The 22194-nt window shown below is 59.7% G+C and carries 17 protein-coding genes; 4 read left to right on the top strand and 13 right to left on the bottom strand.

Translation table 11 applies throughout. From position 1 onward, the window contains the following. Positions 1-15: 15 nt before the first annotated feature. On the top strand, positions 16-231 hold the full coding sequence (locus E4P01_RS25415) for a cold-shock protein (RefSeq protein ID WP_078822180.1): 216 nt from the start codon (positions 16-18) through the stop codon (positions 229-231). Between the two features lie 94 nt (positions 232-325). Further along, entirely contained in the window at positions 326-814 is a 489-nt protein-coding gene (locus E4P01_RS25410) for an RDD family protein (protein ID WP_005790850.1), read from the top strand. Between the two features lie 123 nt (positions 815-937). Here the strand turns inward: E4P01_RS25410 and nadA are convergent, their stop codons facing one another. Next, positions 938-1996 carry a quinolinate synthase NadA gene (nadA, locus tag E4P01_RS25405; protein ID WP_032879720.1) on the bottom strand — a complete coding sequence of 353 codons (1059 nt, stop codon included), beginning with the start codon at positions 1994-1996 and terminating at the stop codon, positions 938-940. A 471-nt stretch (positions 1997-2467) separates the two neighbouring features. On the opposite strand from nadA, the gene E4P01_RS25400 reads away from it, so the two are divergent. Then, the gene (locus E4P01_RS25400) at positions 2468-4183 is read left to right on the top strand and encodes a ShlB/FhaC/HecB family hemolysin secretion/activation protein (RefSeq protein WP_216092022.1); all 1716 of its coding nucleotides are present in this window, start codon (positions 2468-2470) and stop codon (positions 4181-4183) included. A 106-nt stretch (positions 4184-4289) separates the two neighbouring features. After that, complete coding sequence (locus tag E4P01_RS25395) at positions 4290-9245, top strand: hemagglutinin repeat-containing protein (protein ID WP_216092023.1); 4956 nt, start codon at positions 4290-4292, stop codon at positions 9243-9245. Positions 9246-9388: 143 nt separating this feature from the next. Here the strand turns inward: E4P01_RS25395 and E4P01_RS25390 are convergent, their stop codons facing one another. The 12 genes from E4P01_RS25390 to E4P01_RS25335 form a co-directional block, all read right to left on the bottom strand. Beyond that, positions 9389-9850, bottom strand: coding sequence for an SRPBCC family protein (locus E4P01_RS25390; protein WP_216092024.1), 462 nt, complete (start codon positions 9848-9850; stop codon positions 9389-9391). Positions 9851-9936: 86 nt separating this feature from the next. Continuing rightward, positions 9937-11484 carry an MDR family MFS transporter gene (locus E4P01_RS25385; RefSeq protein ID WP_216092025.1) on the bottom strand — a complete coding sequence of 516 codons (1548 nt, stop codon included), beginning with the start codon at positions 11482-11484 and terminating at the stop codon, positions 9937-9939. Further along, entirely contained in the window at positions 11477-12628 is a 1152-nt protein-coding gene (locus E4P01_RS25380) for an HlyD family secretion protein (protein WP_216092026.1), read from the bottom strand. Before E4P01_RS25380 ends, E4P01_RS25385 begins: the two co-directional genes overlap by 8 nt. Further along, entirely contained in the window at positions 12625-14106 is a 1482-nt protein-coding gene (locus E4P01_RS25375; RefSeq protein ID WP_216092027.1) for a TolC family protein, read from the bottom strand. The genes E4P01_RS25380 and E4P01_RS25375 overlap by 4 nt, the downstream gene beginning before the upstream one ends. 284 nt (positions 14107-14390) lie before the next feature. Continuing rightward, the gene (locus E4P01_RS25370) at positions 14391-15131 is read right to left on the bottom strand and encodes a helix-turn-helix transcriptional regulator (protein WP_216092028.1); all 741 of its coding nucleotides are present in this window, start codon (positions 15129-15131) and stop codon (positions 14391-14393) included. 288 nt (positions 15132-15419) lie between these two features. Beyond that, positions 15420-18002, bottom strand: a complete 2583-nt coding sequence (locus E4P01_RS25365) for an autotransporter outer membrane beta-barrel domain-containing protein (RefSeq protein WP_216092029.1) — start codon at positions 18000-18002, stop codon at positions 15420-15422. Between the two features lie 68 nt (positions 18003-18070). Next, entirely contained in the window at positions 18071-18658 is a 588-nt protein-coding gene (locus E4P01_RS25360; protein ID WP_216092030.1) for a hypothetical protein, read from the bottom strand. After that, positions 18655-19287 carry a hypothetical protein gene (locus tag E4P01_RS25355; RefSeq protein WP_216092031.1) on the bottom strand — a complete coding sequence of 211 codons (633 nt, stop codon included), beginning with the start codon at positions 19285-19287 and terminating at the stop codon, positions 18655-18657. Before E4P01_RS25355 ends, E4P01_RS25360 begins: the two co-directional genes overlap by 4 nt. Before the next feature lie 165 nt (positions 19288-19452). Further along, positions 19453-20046 (bottom strand): hypothetical protein, encoded by a 594-nt coding sequence (locus tag E4P01_RS25350; RefSeq protein WP_216092032.1) that lies wholly within the window; start codon positions 20044-20046, stop codon positions 19453-19455. A gap of 37 nt (positions 20047-20083) precedes the next feature. Further along, positions 20084-20365, bottom strand: a complete 282-nt coding sequence (locus E4P01_RS25345) for a hypothetical protein (RefSeq protein ID WP_216092033.1) — start codon at positions 20363-20365, stop codon at positions 20084-20086. A gap of 311 nt (positions 20366-20676) precedes the next feature. Next, positions 20677-21060 (bottom strand): hypothetical protein, encoded by a 384-nt coding sequence (locus E4P01_RS25340; protein WP_216092035.1) that lies wholly within the window; start codon positions 21058-21060, stop codon positions 20677-20679. A gap of 254 nt (positions 21061-21314) precedes the next feature. Then, positions 21315-22194 (bottom strand): VENN motif pre-toxin domain-containing protein (locus E4P01_RS25335; protein ID WP_248130159.1); only part of this gene is annotated, 880 nt, incomplete at its 5' end.

Raw genomic sequence — 22194 nt, 5'->3', positions numbered from 1 at the left:
AAAGGAAAGAAGAAAATGTCCCAACGTCAGAGCGGTCTCGTCAAGTGGTTTAACGACGAAAAAGGGTTTGGTTTTATCACTCCTGAGAGCGGCCCGGATCTGTTTGTGCATTTCCGCGCCATTCAGGGCAACGGTTTCAAGAGCCTGAAAGAAGGCCAGAAAGTGACTTTCATTGCTGTGCAGGGCCAGAAAGGTATGCAGGCTGACGAAGTACAAGCAGAGAACACTTGATCCCTCCTGCGACAAAAAGCCCCTGATATGACATCAGGGGCTTTTTTATGGGCGCCATTGCGTAAACTGCGTGCTTTCTCCAGAGAGCCCTGCCATGTCCAAACCCCTGTTGAGCCCCCAGGGCGAATTCCCCGCCGTTGGCCTGGGCCGTCGCCTGGCAGCGATGTTCTATGACTTCCTGTTATGCACCGCCCTGCTGATCGTCACGGCGTTCATCTACAAGCTGGTGTGGATCGCCTTCATCGGCGAAGCGAAGATGCGCACACTCACCGAGTCCGGCGCGCTGGACGGTGACCCGTTGTTGTCGACGATCCTGTTGTTTGTGCTGTTTGGTTTCTTCGCCAAGTTCTGGACCCATTCGGGGCAAACCCTGGGCATGCAGGTGTGGGGCGTACGCGTGCAAAACGCCGACGGCTCGCGGATCAGCCTGTGGCAGGCGTTGCTGCGTTTTGTGGTGTCGATTGCGTCGTGGTTGTGCGTGGGGCTGGGGTTTATCTGGTCGTTGTTCGATAAACACAAACGCAGTTGGCATGACATCTATTCGGATACGCAACTGGTGCGGATCCCGAAGCAAAAGAAGTAACTCAAGCACATCGCCGATCAACTGTGGGAGCTGGCTTGCCTGCGATAGCGGTCTTGCAGCCAAACACCTGTGACTGTTACTCCGCTATCGCAGGCAAGCCAGCTCCCACATTTTGATTTGTGTTCAGGCGTTGCCGGCCAGTTTCAACCGCGCAGCCTGGGTGAAGTCCAACATCCGCTTGAGCGGCCGCACCGCCTGGGGAATCACCGACGGCTCGACGAAAATCTCGTTACTGCCCTCACGCAAACACTGCAATGTACGCTCCAGCGTATTCATCGCCATCCACGGGCAGTGCGCGCAGCTGCGGCACGCGGCGCCGTTGCCGGCGGTGGGTGCTTCGATGAAGACCTTGTCCGGACACAGCTGTTGCATCTTGTAGAAGATGCCGCGATCAGTCGCCACGATAAAGGTCTTGTTCGGCAAGCGTTGCGCCGCAGCGATCAGTTGGCTGGTGGAACCCACCGCGTCCGCCAATTCGATCACCGAAGTCGGTGACTCCGGATGCACCAGGATCGCCGCATCCGGGTACAGCGCCTTCATGTCTTCCAGCTGCTTGGACTTGAACTCTTCGTGCACGATGCAGGCACCGTCCCACAGCAGCATGTCGGCGCCGGTCTGGCGCTGGATGTAGGTGCCCAGGTGTTTGTCAGGGCCCCAGATAATGGTCTCGCCGTTGTCCATCAGGCTCTCGACGATTTCCAGTGCGCAGCTGGAGGTCACCACCCAATCGGCACGGGCTTTGACCGCGGCCGAGGTGTTGGCGTACACCACCACGGTGCGCTCGGGATGCTGATCACAAAATGCGGAAAACTCATCCACCGGGCACCCCAGGTCCAGGGAGCACGTCGCTTCCAGGGTAGGCATCAGGATGCGTTTTTCCGGGGTGAGGATCTTGGCGGTCTCCCCCATGAATCGCACACCGGCCACCAGCACGGTCTTGGCTGGGTGGGCAGCGCCGAAGCGGGCCATTTCCAGGGAGTCGGAAACACAGCCGCCGGTTTCTTCGGCCAGGGCCTGAATCACCGGGTCGCAGTAAAAGTGGGCGACCAACACCGCGTCCTGAGCCTTGAGCTCGGCGGCGATGGCAGTACGCAAGCTTGCCTCTTCAGCAACGCTGAGAACCTTGGGCTGTTTGGCGTCGAGGTGGGCTTGAACCAGTAGGCGTTCGGAAATGTGCGTCATGTTCGCAAGACCTGCAGGCGCAGTAGCGCGAAAGTCGAGTGTACCACCGGCTCGGGAGCCCTTCGGGCGCCGCCGGACGAAGTGTTTTTGTTCATCAAGCACGGGTAAAGCTGAAGCTGCGCAAGGCTACAGAATATCCAATGGATTCAAAAGCCTAATCTGGCAACGAGGCAAGCTGCCGTCCCTTGATCGGGCCCAGCCGATTAGGCGAAGTCTTGACAACAATCCAAACCATCCCTCTGCCACTTACACGCCTTTAAGCGCAGGAATGACGGGCCTGCACACCTCAGGCCGCACCAAAAATGTGCATAAAAGCACTTAATTACGCGACCTTTCTTACGTATTGTGTGATAAATCCTACAGCGATGTAACAAACCGTCTACCACTCACTCAAGTGTGGCAAGTCCCGCTGAGTTCACTATTTGGCTCGGGCGGATGCATCGCGTGTATTTCTACGTTTAAGGAAGTCGAGTGCCACATCAGCTCTCAACCGCACACCTGTGTTGTACCCGAAAACTGGGCATCGCCCTGCTCTGCCTGTGGGCGCTGCCGGTGGCTGCCGCCGATGGCCCACAGCCTGGCCAGGAAGCCCTGCGCTTGCAGCAGCAACAGCAGCGCGATTTGCAGCAATTACAATTGGAGCAACGCCAGCGCCAAATGCAGCGCGGCAGTTTCGGCACGCAACCGGCCCTGCCGGCCTTGCCAAAAGAGAGTGCCAAGGATGAAGGTTGCTGGCCCCTGAGCGGTACGCGTCTGGCCGGAGTTACGCTGTTCACCCGCAGCGAGCTGGACAAACACATCCAACCCTACGTGGCCCCGTGCATGGGCGTCACGCAGATCAACCGCCTGCTGGCGCAGATTACCCAGCTGTACGTCGAGGCCGGTTACATCGCCAGCCGGCCGTACCTGATCAGTGCGCCGGCCGCCGGGCAGCCATTGGATATTCATGTCGAAGAAGGCTACCTGGAGGCCATCGAGTTGGCCGATCAGAGCCTGCCGGTGGCGCTGGGCGGGGCATTCCCCGGGATGCTCGGCAAACCACTGAACCTGCGCGACCTGGAGCAGGGCCTGGACCAGCTCAACCGCCTGCGCTCGGTGGACCTGACCGCCGACATCGCCCCCGGCAGCACACCCGGCGCCTCACGCATCATCCTGCGCTCGCGCAGCAGTGCCTCGCGCTGGGCGCTCGGGCTTGGGGTCGATAACCTCGGCAGCGCCGGCACCGGGCGTGAGCGCAACGCCATCAGCGTGAGCCTGGACAGCCCGCTGCAAATCAACGACTCGCTCAACCTGAGCTTCAGTGACACGCTCAACCATGGGCCACGCTACAGCCGCAGCCACAGCCTGTTCTATTCCATCCCTTACGGTTACTGGACCTACAGCCTGTTCGCCAGCCATGCCGAATACCGCTCACCGTTCAAGCTCAGCCGCACGACGCTTTACAACAGTGGCCGCACCGATCAGCTCAGCCTGCGCAGCGACCGCGTGCTGTGGCGCGACCAGAGCCACCAACTGAGCGCCAACCTGCAACTGGCCTACAAGGACGTCGACAGTTACCTGCAAAAGGTCCATCTGGACATTCAGAGCCCGACGCTCACGGTGGCAGAAGCGGGCCTCAACCTGTTCTGGCTCAACAGTGCGGTGTGGAACCTGGACGTCAATTACGCCCAGGGCCTGACGTGGTTCGGCGCCGATCGGGATGCCGACCAGGTGCAAAAAAAACACCCCAAGGCACAGTTCCACAAGTACCGCGCCAATCTCACCCAATGGCGCAACGGCCAATGGTCAGCGCAGCCATGGCAGTGGCAAAGCCAGCTGTCGGTGCAGTACAGCGAGGATGCATTGCCCGCCATCGAACAACTGCTGATCACCGATGACTCGGCCGTGCGTGGCTACCGCGAAAACAGCAGCTCCGGCGCCATTGGCGCGGTATGGCGCAACACCTTGCGCCTGCCGCTCGACACGGGCTTGCCGGTGAAGATCACCCCGCGCCTGGGCCTGGACAATGCGTGGGTCAAGCACGAACACGGCGCCCAGAGCCAACGCCTGAGCGGCGCCAGCGCGGGGCTCAACCTGAGCTGGAAGAACGTGCAGCTCGACGTCGACTACCAACGCAACCTCAACACCCCAACAGGTTTTCGCCAGGAGCCGGAGGTCTGGCTGACGCGCCTTAGCGTGCAGATATGAGCCCACACCCGTTTTTAGCCTGAGTCACCGCCGTACCTGACCACCCCAGCAGCGTTGCAACGAACAACGCACGTCGCGGATCAGCCAACACAGAGCGAAATTATTTATGCCGACTACTTCACACAGCTTTCACCTTTCTCCCCAGGGCAAACTGCGCTGGGCCATTGCCAGCCTGTTTCTGCTGCCACAGTTGGTACTGGCTGGCGGCGTGACCGTCGTCACAGGCCCCGGCGGCACGCCGCAACTGCAAGACCAGGGCGGTGTGCCCATCGTCAACATTGTCGCGCCGAATGCCGGCGGCCTGTCCCACAACCAGTTTCTGGACTACAACGTCGACCGCCAGGGCCTGGTGTTGAACAACGCCTTGCAGGCCGGCCAATCCCAACTGGCCGGGCAACTGGCCGCCAACCCGCAGTTCCAGGGCCAGGCGGCGAGCGTGATCCTCAACGAAGTGATCAGCCGCAATGCCTCGGCCCTCAACGGCGCCCAGGAGATTTTCGGCCAGGCCGCCGATTATGTGCTGGCCAACCCCAACGGCATTTCGGTCAATGGCGGCAGCTTCATCAACACGCCCAATGCCAACCTGGTGGTCGGCCGCCCTGAACTCAACGACGGCAAGCTGCAAGCCTTGAGCACCCGCGATGCCAACGGCCAACTGACGATCCAGGGCCAGGGCCTGCACAACCGCGAGGGTTCCATCAAGCTGATCGCACCACGCATCGACAGCGAGGGTCGCCTCAGTGCCCGTGATCAATTGAACCTCACGGTCGGTCGCAACCAGGTGGATTTCGCCAGCGGCGAAGTACGCCAGGTCGACCCCGCCGGCAAGGCCCAGGAGCAACGCATCGACGCACGCTTGTTCGGCGCGATGCAGGCCGGGCGCATCAATATCATCAGCACCGCCGAAGGGGCCGGGGTACGTGTGGGTGGTGTGCAGGTGCAAGGCACTGACGGTGTAAAGATCAGCTCGGCCGGTGACCTCGATGTCAGCGGCCAAGTCCACGCCAACAGCCTCGACGCCACCCGCGCCGGGGTGCAGAGCCGCCAGGGCGACGTCGACTTGCGCAGCGCCAAGGACTTGAACCTGGCCGCCACTGACGTAGGCGGGCGCAACGTCAAGCTGGATGCCGGGCGCAACCTGACCCTCAGCAGCCTGGAAAGCCGCAGGCTTCAGGAAAAGCGTGAACAGTGGGACAACAGCAACTTGCTGTTCACCTACGAAACCTACGACCGCACCACCACCGACAAGGATTCCCGCCAGCACGGCAACACGCTCGTCGCCCAACAGGACGCGGCATTGTCTTCCGGCGCCAAGGCCGACATCAAAGCCAGCCACGTCGAAGCGGGCTACGCCTTGCGCGTCAACAGCGGCGCCGACCTGCAGGTGACCGCCGCTACCGAAACCCATGAGACCCGCGACCATGGCAACCATCGCAAGCACCTGTGGAAAGCCAACTGGGACAAATCCAGCAGCGAACAGCGCAGCATCACCAGCAGCCTCAAGGCCGGCCACACGCTGGAGCTGACCAGTAAACAGAAACTGCAATTGCAGGGCGCCGAGCTGAAAACCCCAGGGGACATCCAATTGGCAGGCCGCCAAGTGGACATCACCAGCGCCAGCCGCACCCAAAACAGCAGTGACAACACCTACGCAGGCGACCTCACGGGCGGCAGCTTCTTCGGCAAGAACGGCGACGGCAACCAGGGCAAGACCTTGAACACCGCCAGCAAGGTGAATGCCGACGGCAAGCTGATCGTCCAGGCAGACGACGTGCGCATCAGCGGCAGCCGGGCCCGAGGCGGCAAGCAGGCCAGTGTCATCAGCGACAAAGGCTCGCTGGTGATCGACGGCGTACAAGACACCTCCCACGACAACCGCTACAGCAACGACAGTAAGTTCTTCGGCATTTCCAAGGATGAAAGCCGCAAGAACCTCAAGGACAGCACCGTGGTTGCCAGTAACCTGCGCTCGGACAGCAACCTCAAGCTGCAAAGCGCCAAGGACCTCACGGTCAGTGGCTCCCAGGTGTCCGCCGCGGGTGAACTGCAAGCGAATGCCAAGGGCGATATCAAGGTCGCTGCGGCGCAGAACACCGCCCACGACACCACCAGTACCCATACCCGCGGCTTCGATGGCTACGCCAAGGAAACTGAAGGTGTCAGCCGCCAGTACCGTGCAGGCCTGAGCTATGAAGACCAGCAGCAAACCCGCCAGACCGACACCACCCGGCAGCAGGCTTCAAGCATCAACGGCGCCAGTGTGGCGGTTAACGCCGGTGGTGACGTCAGCATCAGCGGCTCCAACCTCCAGGCAACCGAAGGCGATGCCAGCCTGAGCGGCAAAAACGTCGAGCTGTTGGCCGCCCATGACCAGCGCACCGAAGCCGTAGACAAGACCACCACCGGCGGCAGTTTCTACTACACCGGCGGCATTGATCGGGCAGGCAATGGTGCTCAGTTCAGCCACCAGAGCAACCACGACACCGCTGAAAAAACCACCGCGCAAACCAGCGCCGTGGCCGCGACCGGCAAGCTGACCATCAATGCTGGCAACACCTTCACCGGCGAGGGTGCACAGGCCAAGGCCGGCGCCGAGCTGCGCGTCAACGCGGGCCAGATCGACAACCTGGCCGCCCATTCCACCGAGACCAGTACCCACAAGCAAAACGGCTGGACCGCCGACGTCGGCGCCAATGTCGAATACAAAGGCATTACCCGCCCGATCGAAAAAGCCGTCGAGGGTGTGGCCCAGGCCAAGTTCCATCAGCCCGGTTTGCTGGATGCGTTCGAGCAACCCAATGTCGGCCTGGATGTGGAAGTTGGCCACACGAACAAAACCGGCACAACGCAGGACAACACCGCCGTGGTCAGCCAATTCAGTGGCGCCACGGTGCAGGTCGATAGCGCCGGCAAGTTGCAGGATGAGGGCACGCAGTACCGCGCCACCGATGGCGGGCTGACCATCAATGCCGGCGAGCATATCGCCAAGGCGGCAGCCAATACCCACAGCAGCAGCGAGCAAGGCGTGGACGCCAAGGTCGGCGTGCGGGTCTACACCACCACCGGCGAGGACGTGAATGTACGCGGCAGCGGCAGCGGCGGCAGCCGTGATGTACGCCAAGCCAGCAGCACGGCAGTGGTCGGCAGCTACGCGGGCACCCAGGGCGTGAGCCTCCAGACCAAGGGCGATGCAAGTTATGAAGGCAGCCAGTTCAACGGCGGCCAGGCAGGCGTCAACCTCAAGACCGGCGGTGAGTTGGCGCTCAACCAGGCTAACGACACCCAGAGCAACACCAGCAGCACGTTGCGCGGTAACGCGTCATTGACCGTGGGCACAGCGCCCGGCGCCAATGGCACCAACATCAACCTCGGTGCCGGTGTGCAATTGGATAACCAGCGCCTCGACACCCAGGACAGCCAGGCCCGCGTCGCGACGCTCCAGGGCAACGGGCCGATCCAACTCGGCAGCGGCGGCGACATGACCCTGCAAGGCACGCAGATCGGCTCCGGCACCGCCAAGACCGGCGATATCAGCCTCAATGCCGGCGGCAAGCTGGACCTGCAAGCCGCCACCCACCGCCACGTCAGCAACGGCAGCAACCTGGGCGGCGGCCTGACCCTTGGCGCCGGCAAAACCAGCAGCGCCGAAAGCAGCAGCAAGACCGGCAACCTCAGCGCCAATTTCAACATCGGCAAGGTGGCCGAAGATGACCAGGGCGTAGTCGTCGGGCAACTGCACAGCAACGGCAAGGTCAGCCTCGCCAGCGGTGCCGATGCAGCCGATGCCATTCACTTGCAGGGTACTCAGGTCAGCGCGGCCAGCGTCAATCTAGACGCACAAAACGGCGGCGTCCTGCAGGAGTCGGCACAGTCGACCCAGGCTCATGACAGCTGGGGCGTGACCCTGGGCGCGGGCGCCAGTGTGGGCAAGACCACCTTGGCCGACGCCGGTGAACACGAGACACCCAAGACCCAACGCGGCATCAATGCGCGGGCCAAGGTCGATGTGGATCACGTGCAAGGCACCACCCAGCACGACAGCCTGATCAAGGCCGATACCGTGGTCATCAACAGTGCCGGCGATACCCGATTGGCGGGCGCACGCATCGACGCCGAGCAGGTGAGCGGCAAGGTAGGCGGCGACCTCGTTGTAGAAAGCCGCAAGGACCAGGTCAACAGCACCCAGGTTCATGTCGATGCCAAACTGGATGTCGAGAAAAACCAGCCTGGCGTGGTCGATAAACTCGCCAAGGCCAGCGGCCCGCTCAAGGACACGGTAAAAGCCAAGGCCGAAGGCGCGTTCGACAAGCATCGCGACAAATTGGAGAACGTGGTCGACAAGGGCGCCGGGCACCTGGCTTCGGCCAAGGACAAAGTGCTCGACAGCGTCGTCAACGCCAAGGAACGCCTGGAAGAAAAACTCACCCGCAGCGCCAGTTACGACGTGAACCCCGAGCCCCGCGGCGCCTTCGGCACCCGCGTGGACAAGGCCAAGGCTTACCTGGCAGACAAGACGGATGCGCTGGGCACGCGCCTGTCGGGCTTCAAGGACAAGGTCTGGCCAACAACCAGCGACAGCTACGTTGTCAGCGGCAAGAACACCACCGGCAGCAAGGTGGCCGATACGGCTGAAAGCGTGTTGTTCGGTGACAAGAGTGGCAACACCAACTACACCCCGACCCTGAACCTGGACGTCAGCCATGTGATCAAGGACAGCGTCGCTCAGGCGTCAGGTATTCGCGGCAGCCAGGGCGTCAGCCTGCAGGTCGGTGGTGATACGCGCCTCACGGGTGCGCGGATCAGTGCCGAGCATGGCAAGGTCGAGCTGGGCGGTTCCAGGGTCACCGCAACCACACTGGCAGGCAGCGACTACCGCGCCGATGTCGGGCTGAATGTCTCCAAATCACCGGTCAACCTCGCACTCGGGGCCAAGGACGAACTGACCCAGAAACAGGACGACGCCACGCGCAAGGATCAAGCCTTGAACCTGGGCCTTCTGCGCGCCGGTGGCCATCGAGAGAGCCAGGCCTTGCAGGCGGGGATTGATCAGGCCGTCAACTAACGCTTAAAACAGCAGAATGCTTCTGTGGCGAGGGAGCTTGCTCCCGCTGGACTGCGCAGCAGTCCTATTCTCAGGGCCGCTTCGCGCCCCAACGGGAGCAAGCTCCCTCGCCACGGAATCAGCCACTGCCTGCTCGTTCTATGTCAGTTGAACAGCGCCTGCAGGTTCTTCATCGCATCATCGGCAAAGCCTTGCAGGAACGCTTCGAACGCCGGCATATCCTCCTTGCCGCCAGTGTAGGGCTGGCCAATGATGGTCCAGGTCACCAGGCTCTGGTTCGGGCCTTGCGGCGCCACTTCCATCAGCGCCCACAGGTTGCCGATATTCAGTGAGGTGTAAATCAGTGACCAGGTCATCGTCATGGCTTGGTCGTCACGGGTGTTGAGTTGCTCAATCACCACGTTGCCGTCCTTGAACAGTTTCTTGCGGACCGAACGCACACCCTCGCCCGTCATTTCGATATGGGACAACGCCGGAATGAATTTCGCGAAACCCGCAAAATCTCCGACGATACTCCACACGCTGCGCGCATCGCCATTCACGGTGACGCGGGCGACTACAGGGTTGCCGAGCGGGTTACGGACCAGGGTATCGGGTTGTTGCATGAGAGAGCTCCTCTTTTCCGGGGGGCAGATAGTGGGCTCCAACCAAACGCAGTGGGCTGTACAAGTTCAACACCTCCTTGGCGTGGTTATGTGTTCTTGGCTGACTGCCGTAATGCCAAGGCCGCGACACCACACAAGATCAACGCGATACAGGATACATAGAACGCATCGCTGTAGGCCATCAGGTACGCCTCGCGACGCACGGTGTGGATCAAGCCCTCGATAACCTGCTGTTGAGCGGGCAACAGTTGGTTGAAGATAAAACCCTCGCTGTCAGCCATGCTGGCGCGCAGGCGTTCCTGCAAGGACGGGGAAAACAGTGTGATCGACTCCCCTACCCGCTCGGAGTGAAAGCGTTCGCGCAGGGCGACGATCTGCGTCAGGCCTGCCGTACCCACGGCACCGCCAAGGTTACGCAGCATGGAGAACAACGCCGAGGCAGAGCCGGCTTCGTCTTTGGCCAGCCCGGACACCGCCAGTACCGACAGCGCCACCATGATCAGCGGCTGCCCGATACCCCGCACCACGGTGGATGGAATAATCACGTTGGCGGCGCTATCCACATCCAGGTGCGCACCGAGGTAACACCCCAGGGCCATGATGAAAAAGCCGCTGGCGACCATCAGTTTCGGGTTGAGCCACTTCATCAGGCGCGGCATGAACGGCGCCAGTACCAGTTGCACCATGCCGTAGGCGATCAGGCTGATGCCAATCTCCCGGGCGTTGTAGCCCTGCAACTGGGACAGGTAGTTGGGCACCAGGAACACCAGGCCGAACGTTGCCCCGCCGAAGATGAACATCGCCGCGCTGGCCACTCCGAAGTTGTAACTCTTGAGCAGGCGCAGGTTGATAAAAGAGCAGCGGCCATACAGCTGCGACAGTACGAAATACACCAGGGCAACGCCTGCGACCAGCGACATCCACACGATGAAATCGGAGCCGAACCAGTCCTTGCGCCCGCCCTCTTCCAGCACAATCTGCAAGCCCCCCAGGCCGACGATCATGGCGATGATGCCGCCCCAGTCGCCGCGCTTGAGCAGGCTCAACTGCATGGGTCTGGCATCGATGGACCATGCCACCGCCAGCAGCAAAAGAATGCCGGGAGCCAGTTGCAAGTAGAAGATCCAACGCCAGGAATAGGCATCGGTCAGCCAGCCGCCGATGGACGGCCCGGCGGCCTGGGCAACGCTGTTGGACAGGGCGAACAAGGCCATGCCCATGGCAATCTTGCTTGGCGGCAGCTCGGTGATGATCAACTGGAATGACAAGGGGATAAGTACCGCGCCGGCTGCGCCCTGGATCACTCGAATGATGATCATCACCGCAAGGTTGGGCGCCCAGGAGCAGGCAATGGACGCCACCAAAAACACAAACGAACCCACGAGCATCACCCGGCGCAGGGAGAACACCTGCACCAGCCACGCGGTAAGCGGGATCATCACAATCTCCGCGACCAGGTAGGCGGTGGAGATCCACGAGCCTTCCTCGAACGTCGCCCCCAGGGAACCCTCGATCTCCGGCAGCGCGGCGCTGGTCACGTGTACGTTCATGCCGGCCATGAAACAGCCGAACAGCCCCCCGATTACCGCTACCCAGGCGCGAAAGGAGACGCTCTTTTCAGCCGCTTCAGTCATGTGCAGCACCCTGCTTATCTGGGCGAGTGTCCACCGTGGTGATCACCGACATGCCCGGCAGAATAGGTCCGCCTTCGTCATGCTCATCAATGACGATCTTCACCGGGAAGCGCTGCACGATCTTGGTGAAGTTGCCGGTGGCGTTATCCGACGGCAACAGTGCGAACACCGCCCCCGAACCTGGCGAAAAACTCATCACATGGCCCTTGAGCTTGCGTCCTGAATAGCTGTCGATGCTGATGTCGACGGGTTGGCCGGCGCGCATGTCGCGCAATTGGGTTTCTTTGTAATTGGCCACGACGTAAGCCTGCTGCAAAGGCACCACTGCCAGCAGCGGCAACCCTGGGGCGACGTATTGGCGGGTACGCACTTTGCGCTGCCCCACCACGCCGTCGATGGGTGAGCGGATCAAGGTGTCTTCCTGGGCATGGGTCGCCAGGTTCAATTGCGCCTGGGCCTGACTGCGCCGGGCAATCTGCTGCTGGAGCGAAGCTTCGGCCAATTGGCGTCGGGTGACGGCCACGGTCAAGCGGGTTTCCTGTTGGAGCTGCATGGCCTTGGCAATTTCCACCGCAGCATTGGCCTGGGTGTAACTGGCGGCGGCCGTTTCCAGACGCTGGGCGCTGGCGGCGTGGTCGCGCACCAAGCCTTCGTAGCGGCGCTGGTCGAGGCTTGCGCGGCGCAATTCTGCGGCCACACTGCGGGCGTGAGCCTCAGCCTGGGCAACCCCGGCCTTTTGCTGGGCGATCAGGCTGTCAGTGACTTTCAAGTTGGCCTCTTGCGCTGCCACCGAGGCCTGGGTCTCGGCCAGTTCTGCACGAGCCTGTGCCAAGCGCGCCTGGTAGTCACGGTCCTCGATTCGCACCAGCACGTCCCCGGCCTTGACCGGCTGATCGTCCTCCACCACCACCTCGGCCACATAGCCTGAGACCTTCGGGCTGATGGGAATCCAGTCGGCGCGCACATAGGCATCATCGGTCTGTTCCAGGTAGCGGCCGACCGTCATCCAGTACACGCCGAACACCACCGCAGCGATCAACAGCGCAGCGCCGCCCAGCAGGAGCAGATGCCTTTTGCGGCGTGGGCTGCGCGTATGCGCCTGTTCATCCTGGACAGCAGTTTTTTCATCAACGGCGATATTCATGGTTGGGTACCGGAAAAAGTGGTGTGAGCGTGGGTGGGCGCTGAAGGCTGCCAACCACCGCCAAGCGCCTGAAACAAGCTGATCTGCCGTTGCAGCAACTGGCCATCGGCATCGGCGCGCGTGGCCTGCAAACGGATCAGTTCACGCTCGCTGTCCAGCACGTCCAGAAAGTCGATAGACCCGGCGTCATAGTTGAATTCGGCCAACCTGTAGGCGTGGCGGCTGCTGTCCAGTGCCTGGCTCAAGGCCGCGTGGCGCTGGCGTTCGCCGTCATACAAGGCCAGGGCCTGGTGCACCTCCTTGAGCGCCTTGAGTACGCTGGCCTCGAATTGCGCCACCTCCACCTGCTCAAGCGCCCGCGCCTGGCTGACCCGCGCGCGGTTGGCGCGCCAATTGGGGAAGTGCCAGGTGATCAGCGGGCCAATGCCGAACATCACCGCGCTGCTATCGCCCAGCTCATGGAATTTGTTGGCTGAGGAAGACACTGAAGCGCCGAAGGTGACCTTGGGGTACAGGTCGGCCTGGACGATATCCACTTGTAGCGTGGCCGCTTGCAGCGCCCGCTCGGCCTGCCGGATGTCGGGGCGGCGCGCCAATAATTGCCAGCCATCGCCCACCGGCAACTCGGCATTGAGTTGCGGCACCCCTTCACAGGTCGCGGCGCCAGCGCCTTGCTCCAGGTCAGCCACGCCGGTCAGCATTGCCAGTTCGTACAGCGCGGCCTGTCGACGCGCCTGCAGCATCGGCAGCAGCGCCTGGGTTTCGCTTTGCAGGGCTTGCATGCGGCTGTACTCAAGGTCCGTCACCACACCGGCCTGGCGCTGGCGATCAATCAACGCCAGGCTGCGCACAACCACGTCCAACGAATGGCGCTGGACCTTGGCACGCGCGCCCAAGGCGCAGGCGTTCACATAGGCGCGGGTGGTTTGCGCCGCGACCGTGATGCGCAGCAAGTCTTCGGCATCCTGCGCCGCTGCGGCTTGCACCTGGGCCCGTTCAATGGTGCGCTGAACCTGGCCCCAGATATCCACTTGATACGCCAGTTCGAAGCCTGGGTTGAATGCCCACTCTGACGGCGCATGGCTACCGGTGGCCTTGGCCAGGGTCTGGTCATCGGCAGTCTTGCCGTAAGCGGCGCCCAATGACGCCTGGGTGGACGGCCAACGCTCGGCATCGGCCTGCATGATCCCGGCCAGCATCGCCTGCACATGGGCCTGGGCCGCCGCCAGACCACGGTTGTGCAGCAAGGCCTTTTGCACCAGCGCATCGAGTTGCGGATCGTTGTACAACTGCCACCAGCGCTCGGGCAGTGCCTGGGCCGACACGCCTTGCGGCAGGCGACTCAGGGCATTGATGCGTTCCGGATGGGGCTGCGCCGGTGTATGGGCGATCCAGGACGAACAACCCGCCAACAACGCCACCGCCACGCCGAGCAGCGAGAGACGGCCATGCCGTGGGGAAAAAGAAGGCGAACCCATCAAAGAAATCCAGAAGGCCAAGTAGAGACGCAGGGTAAAAGCGCAACGGGGTGTGCATCTCCCGAGTTCTGGACAACCATCGTTTTGATTGGGACAAGGTGGGACGGCGCTTCTGAATCGCGCGTCGAACTCGTTCAGAAATGTGGGAGCGGGCTTGCCCGCGAAGGCGGTGTGTCAGTCGATGCATCTGTTACTGCACTAAAGCTTTCGCAGGCAAGCCAGCTCCCACATTGGATCTTCATCGCCCCCTCGCCAACGTGCCAGTCACGGCTACTGCTGGGAATTCAGACCAGACGGCAGTGACTGGGGGTGTAACCCATGGTGCGCTTGAACATCGCGGTAAATGCACTTGGGCTTTGGTAACCGTGCTCCAAAGCCACCTCCAAAATGGAGGCCCCACTGGCCAGCCGCTGCATGCTGAGCAGCAACCGCGTGCGCTTGCGCCATTCGCCGTAACTCATGCCCAGTTCTTTCTGGAACAGCCGAGCGAGGGTGCGTGAACTCATATTCAGTTGCGCCGCCCAATGCTCCAGTTTCGACTCCTGGGAAGGGTTGTCGATAAAGTCGGCACACAGCGCCTTGAGCCTCGGTTCATGCGGGATCGGCACATGCGCCAGCACCCGCTGCGCCCGGTCGAGTTCGGAGAAAATCAGATCGACAATCTGTAGGTGGCGCAGCAACGCCGGCTCACTGTCAGGCTCATCGCCCGCGGCAACAATCAGCTCGCGCAACAACGGCGAAACCCTTATGACCTGGCACTCATGCGTCAAGCCGCGATGCGCCCCCGGCGAGATCAATAAGGTGCGCATACGCACCTCGCCGGTCATGCGGATCTGATGCTCCATCGCCGGGGGCACCCACAGCGCGTGCCCGGAAGGCAGCACCCAGGTTGTCTGCTGCACCGACACCAGCATCACACCGTTGATGGCATAGACCAACTGGCCCTCGTCATGTCGGTGAGCAGCCACGATGTCGCCGTGAAGATAGTTACCGGCGAGGGCCGCCAAAGGGGTATGCGCGTTCATGTCAGGAGGCCGCGAGCAGGTGAGGCCGGCCACTGTTGGAAGGATCCTTGGGCATCATGTCGCTTCTCCTTTTTTTGAACAGAGTGACCCATTGGGACTCAGTAGCCACTGGGTCCAATACTAAACAAAGAAAGGGTGCGGGAAATTGCGTATTAGGGTGGGGACGGTGAAAAAAGGTCGAGTAAAAATTAAAAAAACCAAAATATCGGCGAGCAAATTTCAAGAAAAAAAGATTATTGCTTTTGGGGATAACAGGGGCTCGCAAAGAGCCCCTGTTCGGGTTGAACCCTAAAACGCGTAACGCGCCTTGACCATCACCCCATCAGCATCAAACCCGCTACGCGCCTGGCGGGTATAGCTGGCGCCCACCGTCAGCGCCGACACCTGATAATTCAGGCCCAGGCTGGCCTCGTAACTGTCACGTGCGACCGAAGCGCCCGTGACGGTAAACGCCGAACCGCCCAGCACAAAGCTGGAGGTTTGCGCCACGCGGTCGCCCATCAGGTCGTGGTAGGCCATCAATGTGGCTTCCGGTTGCAGGCTGCCGGTGGCCAACGGGAAGTTGCCGGCCAAGCGCACACCCGCGCCCAACTCGCCCACTTCATAGCGTTGCGAGCCGGTGCTCAGCGCCGCCGAAGAGCCCTTCTCGGTGAAGCTGTCCATGCGCACGTTGGAATAACGTGCCGCCACTCGCGGCTCTATCACGGCAGCATCCGACAGCTTGAAACTGTAGCCGCCCAGTACGCTGGCCGACAACACATTGCTGTCGTAGCTGCCCTTGGCGGTAGTACCCGCCACACGACGCTTGCTGTCATTGTCGTTATGGCCGTAGCTCAGGCTGCCGTCGACGAACCAGTTCTGCAGCGACCAGTTGCCGTACAACGACAGCGCATGGCCCTGCACGTCGGTCTTGGTGCCCAGGTCCGAATGGATGTTGGAATTGAGGTAGCTGTAAGCCACACCCACCGTGGTGCTGTCGTTCAACCGACCATCCACACCCACCGCCATACCGCTGCTGTTGGCCGAATAACCGTTGTCGCCGCTACGGCCATCCTGATCCATGTTGCTGCTCAAGCCTTGCAACCACACACCCACGGCTTCGCGATTATCACGCTGGCCCGAGAGGCGATTGAGGATCGCGCCATTGACCACCGTCTGGCCCGACAAGGCCACGTCCAGCGCGCCACGGTTGACGTCTGGCTTGAGTTGCTCGCCCACCTGCGCCAACTGCTGCGCGGTGCCCGCGTTGGCCAAGGCCTGGAACACTGGATCATCTGTTGCCAACTGCCCGAGCACATCATTTTTTGCTTCGTTGACCACAGTAACGACCGGCTCAGTGACGCCCGCGCCGGTCAGTTCCTCTTGCACTTGCTGATTGCTCTTCAAACCCACCACGGCCTTGACCGTTTGCGCGTCGGCCGAGTAACTCAGCACATCCAGCAACGACGAAGTGCTGGCGACCGACAGGCCGTTGTTCTGCACACTGCTGGCTTGCAGCAAGGTGTATTCGGTGCCGCTTGGCACGGCGGTGAAATCGCCAGGGGTGGCGCTCAAGGTCACTTTCGATGCCTGGGCGAAATTCGCCGCACCGTTGACCGTCAGGTATGGCGTGGTTGGCACCACGCTGTTGGCCAGGCGCATATCAATGCCTGCACCGCTGGCGATGTTGAGGTCACCGGTGAGCACCGTGCCAGGGGCCGACAGGTTCAGAGAGCCCGAGTTGATCGACACTGGCGCGATGATGCGGCTGCCGGAAAAGTCAGCCTGGCCAGCGATGTTCATCGCGCTGACGTTGAGTACGTCGCCGACGATTTTGCCGCCGGACCAGTTGAGGGTGGCGCGGTTGGCTGCGTCGATGGCGATGCCGGAGTTGCTGCGGATTTCACCGGCTTGTTGGTTGATTTCGAAGGTGGAGGTTTGCTCGGCTGCGTCGACAGAGATGGCCGTGCCATCGGCGACGATCGTGCCGCGGTTGATGATGCCGCGGGAGCCGGTGGGGCTGTTTTGGGTGAAGGTGGCGCCCAGGAGATCGATCGCTTTGGCGTTGGTGCCTTTGGCTTCGAGGGTGCCGGTGTTGAGGATGTAGTCGACGCTGCCATCAAAAAAAGCGATGCCTTTGGCGTCAGCCCCAGAGGCTGACATCAAGCCGCTGTTTTCGATTCGTAAAGGCGTGGTGGCAGTTTCTACCTCAAACGCCCAGGCCTCTTTACCGGTCACCGAGACCGTGCCGGAGTTGAGTATCTTGCCGGCAATACTGGTCTGCTGCGAACCGCGCCGGTCCAGAGCAATACCCAGCGCGTCATCTCCCACCAATGCAATGACACCGGTGTTGGAGACATCGCCCGCCACCTTGGTGCCATGCAAATAAATGCCATTGCCGCCGCCCAGTAAGCCGGTGGCTGGCGGAGTGGATTGAATGGTTCCGGAATTGATAATGCTCCCACCGATGGTGGCCCCACCGACTTCAAAACCTTCATAACCACCGTTGTTCATCGTGATTTTTCCGGCCTGGATCACGTCACCCGTGATGGTGCTGGGGCCAGGGTTGACGGTTTGAACTATCTCCGGATCCACGGAAAACGCTTGAATAAAACGATTTTCGGCGTCCAACACAATATCTGCGCGACTGACCAAAGATCCCTGGATATTGGTATTGGCGACACTCACCCCTCTCCAATTACTAATGCCTTGGTTGGGGGTCAGATTCGTGGGCTGAGTCAGTGTTCCAGTGAGCGTTAATGACTCATTGAACGTCTCGCTTATCCAATTAGTCTTGCCTTGACCAATATCCACTTCAACCGCCAACGCCTGGCCGCTGATTGCACCGACCACTACGGCCAACAGTTTTTGCTTGAACGGATTTCGCTTCATTTGAAAACTCCATGTACGACAGATGGCATCGCCATGAACCCTGGCGATTAGAGGTATAAAACAATCGACTACAACAAGCGCCGCTGCACCGCCTCATCCAACGTGCTGCGGGTCAGGGCTTGCACCACCTCATGGGTGTCCTGGCGGAAAGGCACGGCAACGATCAACAGCAACTGCATCCAGGTACGCAGTGATTCACTCTTGCGCACGCGGCCAAGCTCCTTGCCGTCCTTGTCCTTGAATACAGTCTCCAGGGTGAAGGTGTTCTTCGCGGTAGAAGGAATGATGAAAAACGTCACCCCGGTAATGATGGCCGACGCCATGCTGAACTGTTCGTTGTTGTACAAAGTAGCCTCAACATAGAGATCCGCCTCGGCCTTATCCGTACTCACCCACGCAAAACGCCCAGATTCACGAAAGCCCTCGGTAACCGTCGCTTCCCCAACCGCTGCCGCAGCTCCCGCAGCCGTATTGGCCGGCCCACCGTTGACTTGATTCATGACCGTGGTGCGCACGAACACCTTCGGCTTTTGCTGCGGCGCATTGGCCGTGGGTGGCCACTTCTGCACGGGAGGCAACTCGTTTTGCGAATACGTCACGCAGCCAGACAACAGAACCGCAGCGAGCACCACACAGTGCTTTATTGAACCGATCATTTTTGTTCTTCCTTAAGTTGTGGTTGTACCAACTTTGCCGTGGCGTTATCGAGCAGGGTTGACACCAGTTCATTCAACTTCTTGACCCCCATCACCGGCGACCAATACTCCCGCCCGTAAAGCCCCACGTTGTGCTCAAACTTGATCTGCTGCTTGGCGGCAGCCAGTTCTTTACCGTTACGGTCAACGATCACCAGATCACCGGCCATATCGAAACTGTCGACGTAGATGGGCCCGTTTACCCAAATCCAGATCGTCAGGGTCAATAAAGCCCCCGGGATGTAAGCAGGGTGCGGCGCGCGATGGCCCTTGAGCGATGTCATGTTGAACTTGAGCACCACGTCGTTCTCGCCCAGGCGCACGGGGTATTCGGTGACGTCCTTGAAATAGCCACCGGCCTTGACGTATTGGTTGAGCTGATGGGTGAGTGAACGGCTGATGGCGGTGCGTGTGGCCTCGTCAGCGTCTAGGATTGCGACGGAAACGTCGGCGATTTGTGCGGTACGGGGACTGCTGACTTTCGCGGGGTGGGGAGGAGCACTCAATGGACCGGTGACGGTGTAGGAAACGCAGCCGGTCAGGGACAATGCCGTGAGGAGTGCGGCGGTTTTGAAGAGGGTTTGGAGCACGGAATGTCCTTATTGAGTGTTTTGATTTGTTGGAGTGAAACTTTTGGAGGAGCGGAATAAGGGATGTATCGCAGGGATGCCATACATCTCTGATGTGCAGCCTTTATAAATGGCAGGGGTTAGCAAAATGGATAGCCGTAAATGCTAAGTAAGTGCCATTCAAATCTATTCCCTTTTTTGGCGGTCCATTCTTGTAAGTGCGAGGACGGGAATACGCTGCGCGGGGTCGGTGATGTCATACACATTCTGCTCACAGCCCGCGCCGACGATCACGAACTCCACCAGGTAAACCTTCTGCTTCTGCGGCTTGAACTCCGAGCTCATAGGACCGCAGGCGTAGACAATTTTTTCGGCGTAGCGGTAGTAGTTCGAGTCATACACCCGCGACTCACCCAACACCTCGATTGTCTGCCCCGGATCAGCCAACACTTCTAACTGCGGGAAGCGCTTGACCGCCGCGCTGTTGACAACCTCACTCATCTTGGCGATCCAACCGAACACCTTGCCCCGGCCCGAATCCACCACCATGCCGAGGATCTCCGGCCGCTGATCGGCATCACCGCCACGGCGCACGGAGAACTGCACAGGGTAGGTAAAACCGGTGGCCCGCATGATCACCTTGGCTTGCTCGGCATCGGCCACGACCTTGTTCTGCTGCAACTGCACGCCGTCTTTGAGCAGGCTGGATGACGAGTCGCGAGCATTGGAGTGACAGCCCGCGAGGATCAGGGCCGAGAGGATAAAGGCAACTTTTCTCATAAGGGTTTTCCGTATAGATACATGGGCCATGCAAGGATCAAAAACTCAAAAAAAATACGACCCCGTATAAAAACAGGGCGAATCCGGCCAACGCCGCTCGCCACTCCGGGTCGGCATCCTTACTCATGCCGCCCGGCGCGATGGCCACCCTGGCGCCTCGCGCATAGCTGTAGACCGCCTGGCCAAACCACAACTGCACCAGCACCATGAGGAAAAAGCGCTTCCAGTTACCGTCAAATCGTAGAAAGCCATTGAGTAGCGCAGCCAGGAGTACGACCAGGCCAATGCCGTGCTGATATTTGTATAGGTTCGCGATCATGCTAACCACCTTTGACCTTTGAGGCGTTCAACCAACTTGTCCCACACCCCCACAGTACCCTTCAGCGTCTTGACGTCAGCCAGGTCGACGTTGGCGCCGACCGCGATACGTTCAGCACTGCCACCTGACATAAAGCGCGGGGTGTACAACACGCCCTCGATCGTGACCGGTACCTTGTATGGCAGCTGAAAATAAATCTGCCCCCCCTTTCGCGGAAGATGCATGTGATTACCAGTTGAATATTCAGCTGATAACTAAAAAGCCACTGGTGTATCTATAAAAAATACCTTGCACCGTGGCCAAGACTTGCTCTACGGAGCATTAGACTTTACACCTAACCGAAACATTTCAGTTGGAAACAGGGGTTCCAATATCACCTCATTATTAAAAATGAATAATTTTGGCGACAGAGATATAACATCATAAATATTTTCGGAAATCAAAATTAGTCCCGCCCTAAAAACAGGGATGCTCGCATCGTCCACAAAAACGAACACATCGTTATTTATCGTAGGATTTGCACTCAATAGAGCATCGATACTCTCATAATCCGAAAAATTAATTTCGGACCAATCCACCCTCCCGCGCGAAAAGGGATAGCTATATAAAATATCGATAGCTTCTTGACGAGCTTGACCTTCAACAACATTGAAATCTGTACGAAGTGCTTCTTTGCACTCTTCAAACAAAGTCATATCGTTACCTATTCAACTGTTTCAATATCGTCTCAAAGGCTTTCTCATTACCCTCAAACGGTACAACCTGCTTTATTGCCTTACCTGGCCCTTTACCTTGAGAATAGTCCCATATATTAATATGAGTGCCTTTATCAGGGTCATAATCAACACGCCAGCCTACTTTACCATCATTAGATTGGCGCCCGATAACCTTCCCATTTCCTGCGCTTACCTCTAGTCGTCCAATAACAGGTTTCGCATCTGAGCCTAAATTACCGACAATACTTAATGCTTTGTTTCGAGCGCTTTCCCAGTTTTTTTTCAGGGGTAAGTGTTTGTTCAATTTTACTTCCCGGCAGGGGGTCGGATTTAACCTTACCAACCACGCCCAGTGCCGCCAACGCCTTACCACCAACTGCAGCGCCCAGTCCTATAACTTCTACTGCTTCCTTACCGTTCAGAGCAACCTTTACATAATCCGGTATCGCTTGGTAAATAGCTCTGGCACTGTCCTCATTTTCGGCCAGTACGAACCGGTCAAGCTGCGCTAAGTCGTCACTGCTCAGGTTAGAAAATACTGGAAGACGTTTCAGAGTGTTCGCAACATCCGAACCTGCCCCGACCTCTGACAGCGCTCCGTTTGCGCAGAACGGATTACCGGAACAATCGTCCGCTACCGCTTCGTCTCTGTTTTTCTTGCTGATCTCAGCATACTTCTCGTAGATATCCTGCTTGTCAGCGCCGGTTTTGTCAGCAGCCTCAAGTTCCTTGTGCAGATTCAGCACATCTTTAGAGCTTAGAAAGTTATTCTCAACCGCATTCTTCCCAACCTGAGCCGCCGCCACCGCACTCAGCGCGTCCTTGCCCACCGCAGAACCCGCAACCCCCGCCGCCAACGTCGACAACGCAGAGATCGTTTGCTTCTGCTCTGCAGTCAGATCGTCATTACTGACGTTCCCGTACAGCTCACTACGAATCAACCTCGCCGTGGCTTCAGCTGCTACCGCACCACCGGCCCCCACCAGCGCCGAATTACCACCCGCCCTGGCCAACACCGCTCCCAACACCGCATGGGCCATGAGGTTGGCGGCGTCATCACCTGCCGTCAGGTCTTTTACTTGTTGCGCGAGGTAGGGCGCGGATACACCCGCG

The organism is Pseudomonas sp. NCIMB 10586, assembly GCF_023127895.1.
GTDB lineage: Bacteria > Pseudomonadota > Gammaproteobacteria > Pseudomonadales > Pseudomonadaceae > Aquipseudomonas > Aquipseudomonas synxantha_A.
Note: the sequence above shows the minus strand (reverse complement) of the source record. Positions and strands in the feature narration are given on the sequence as shown.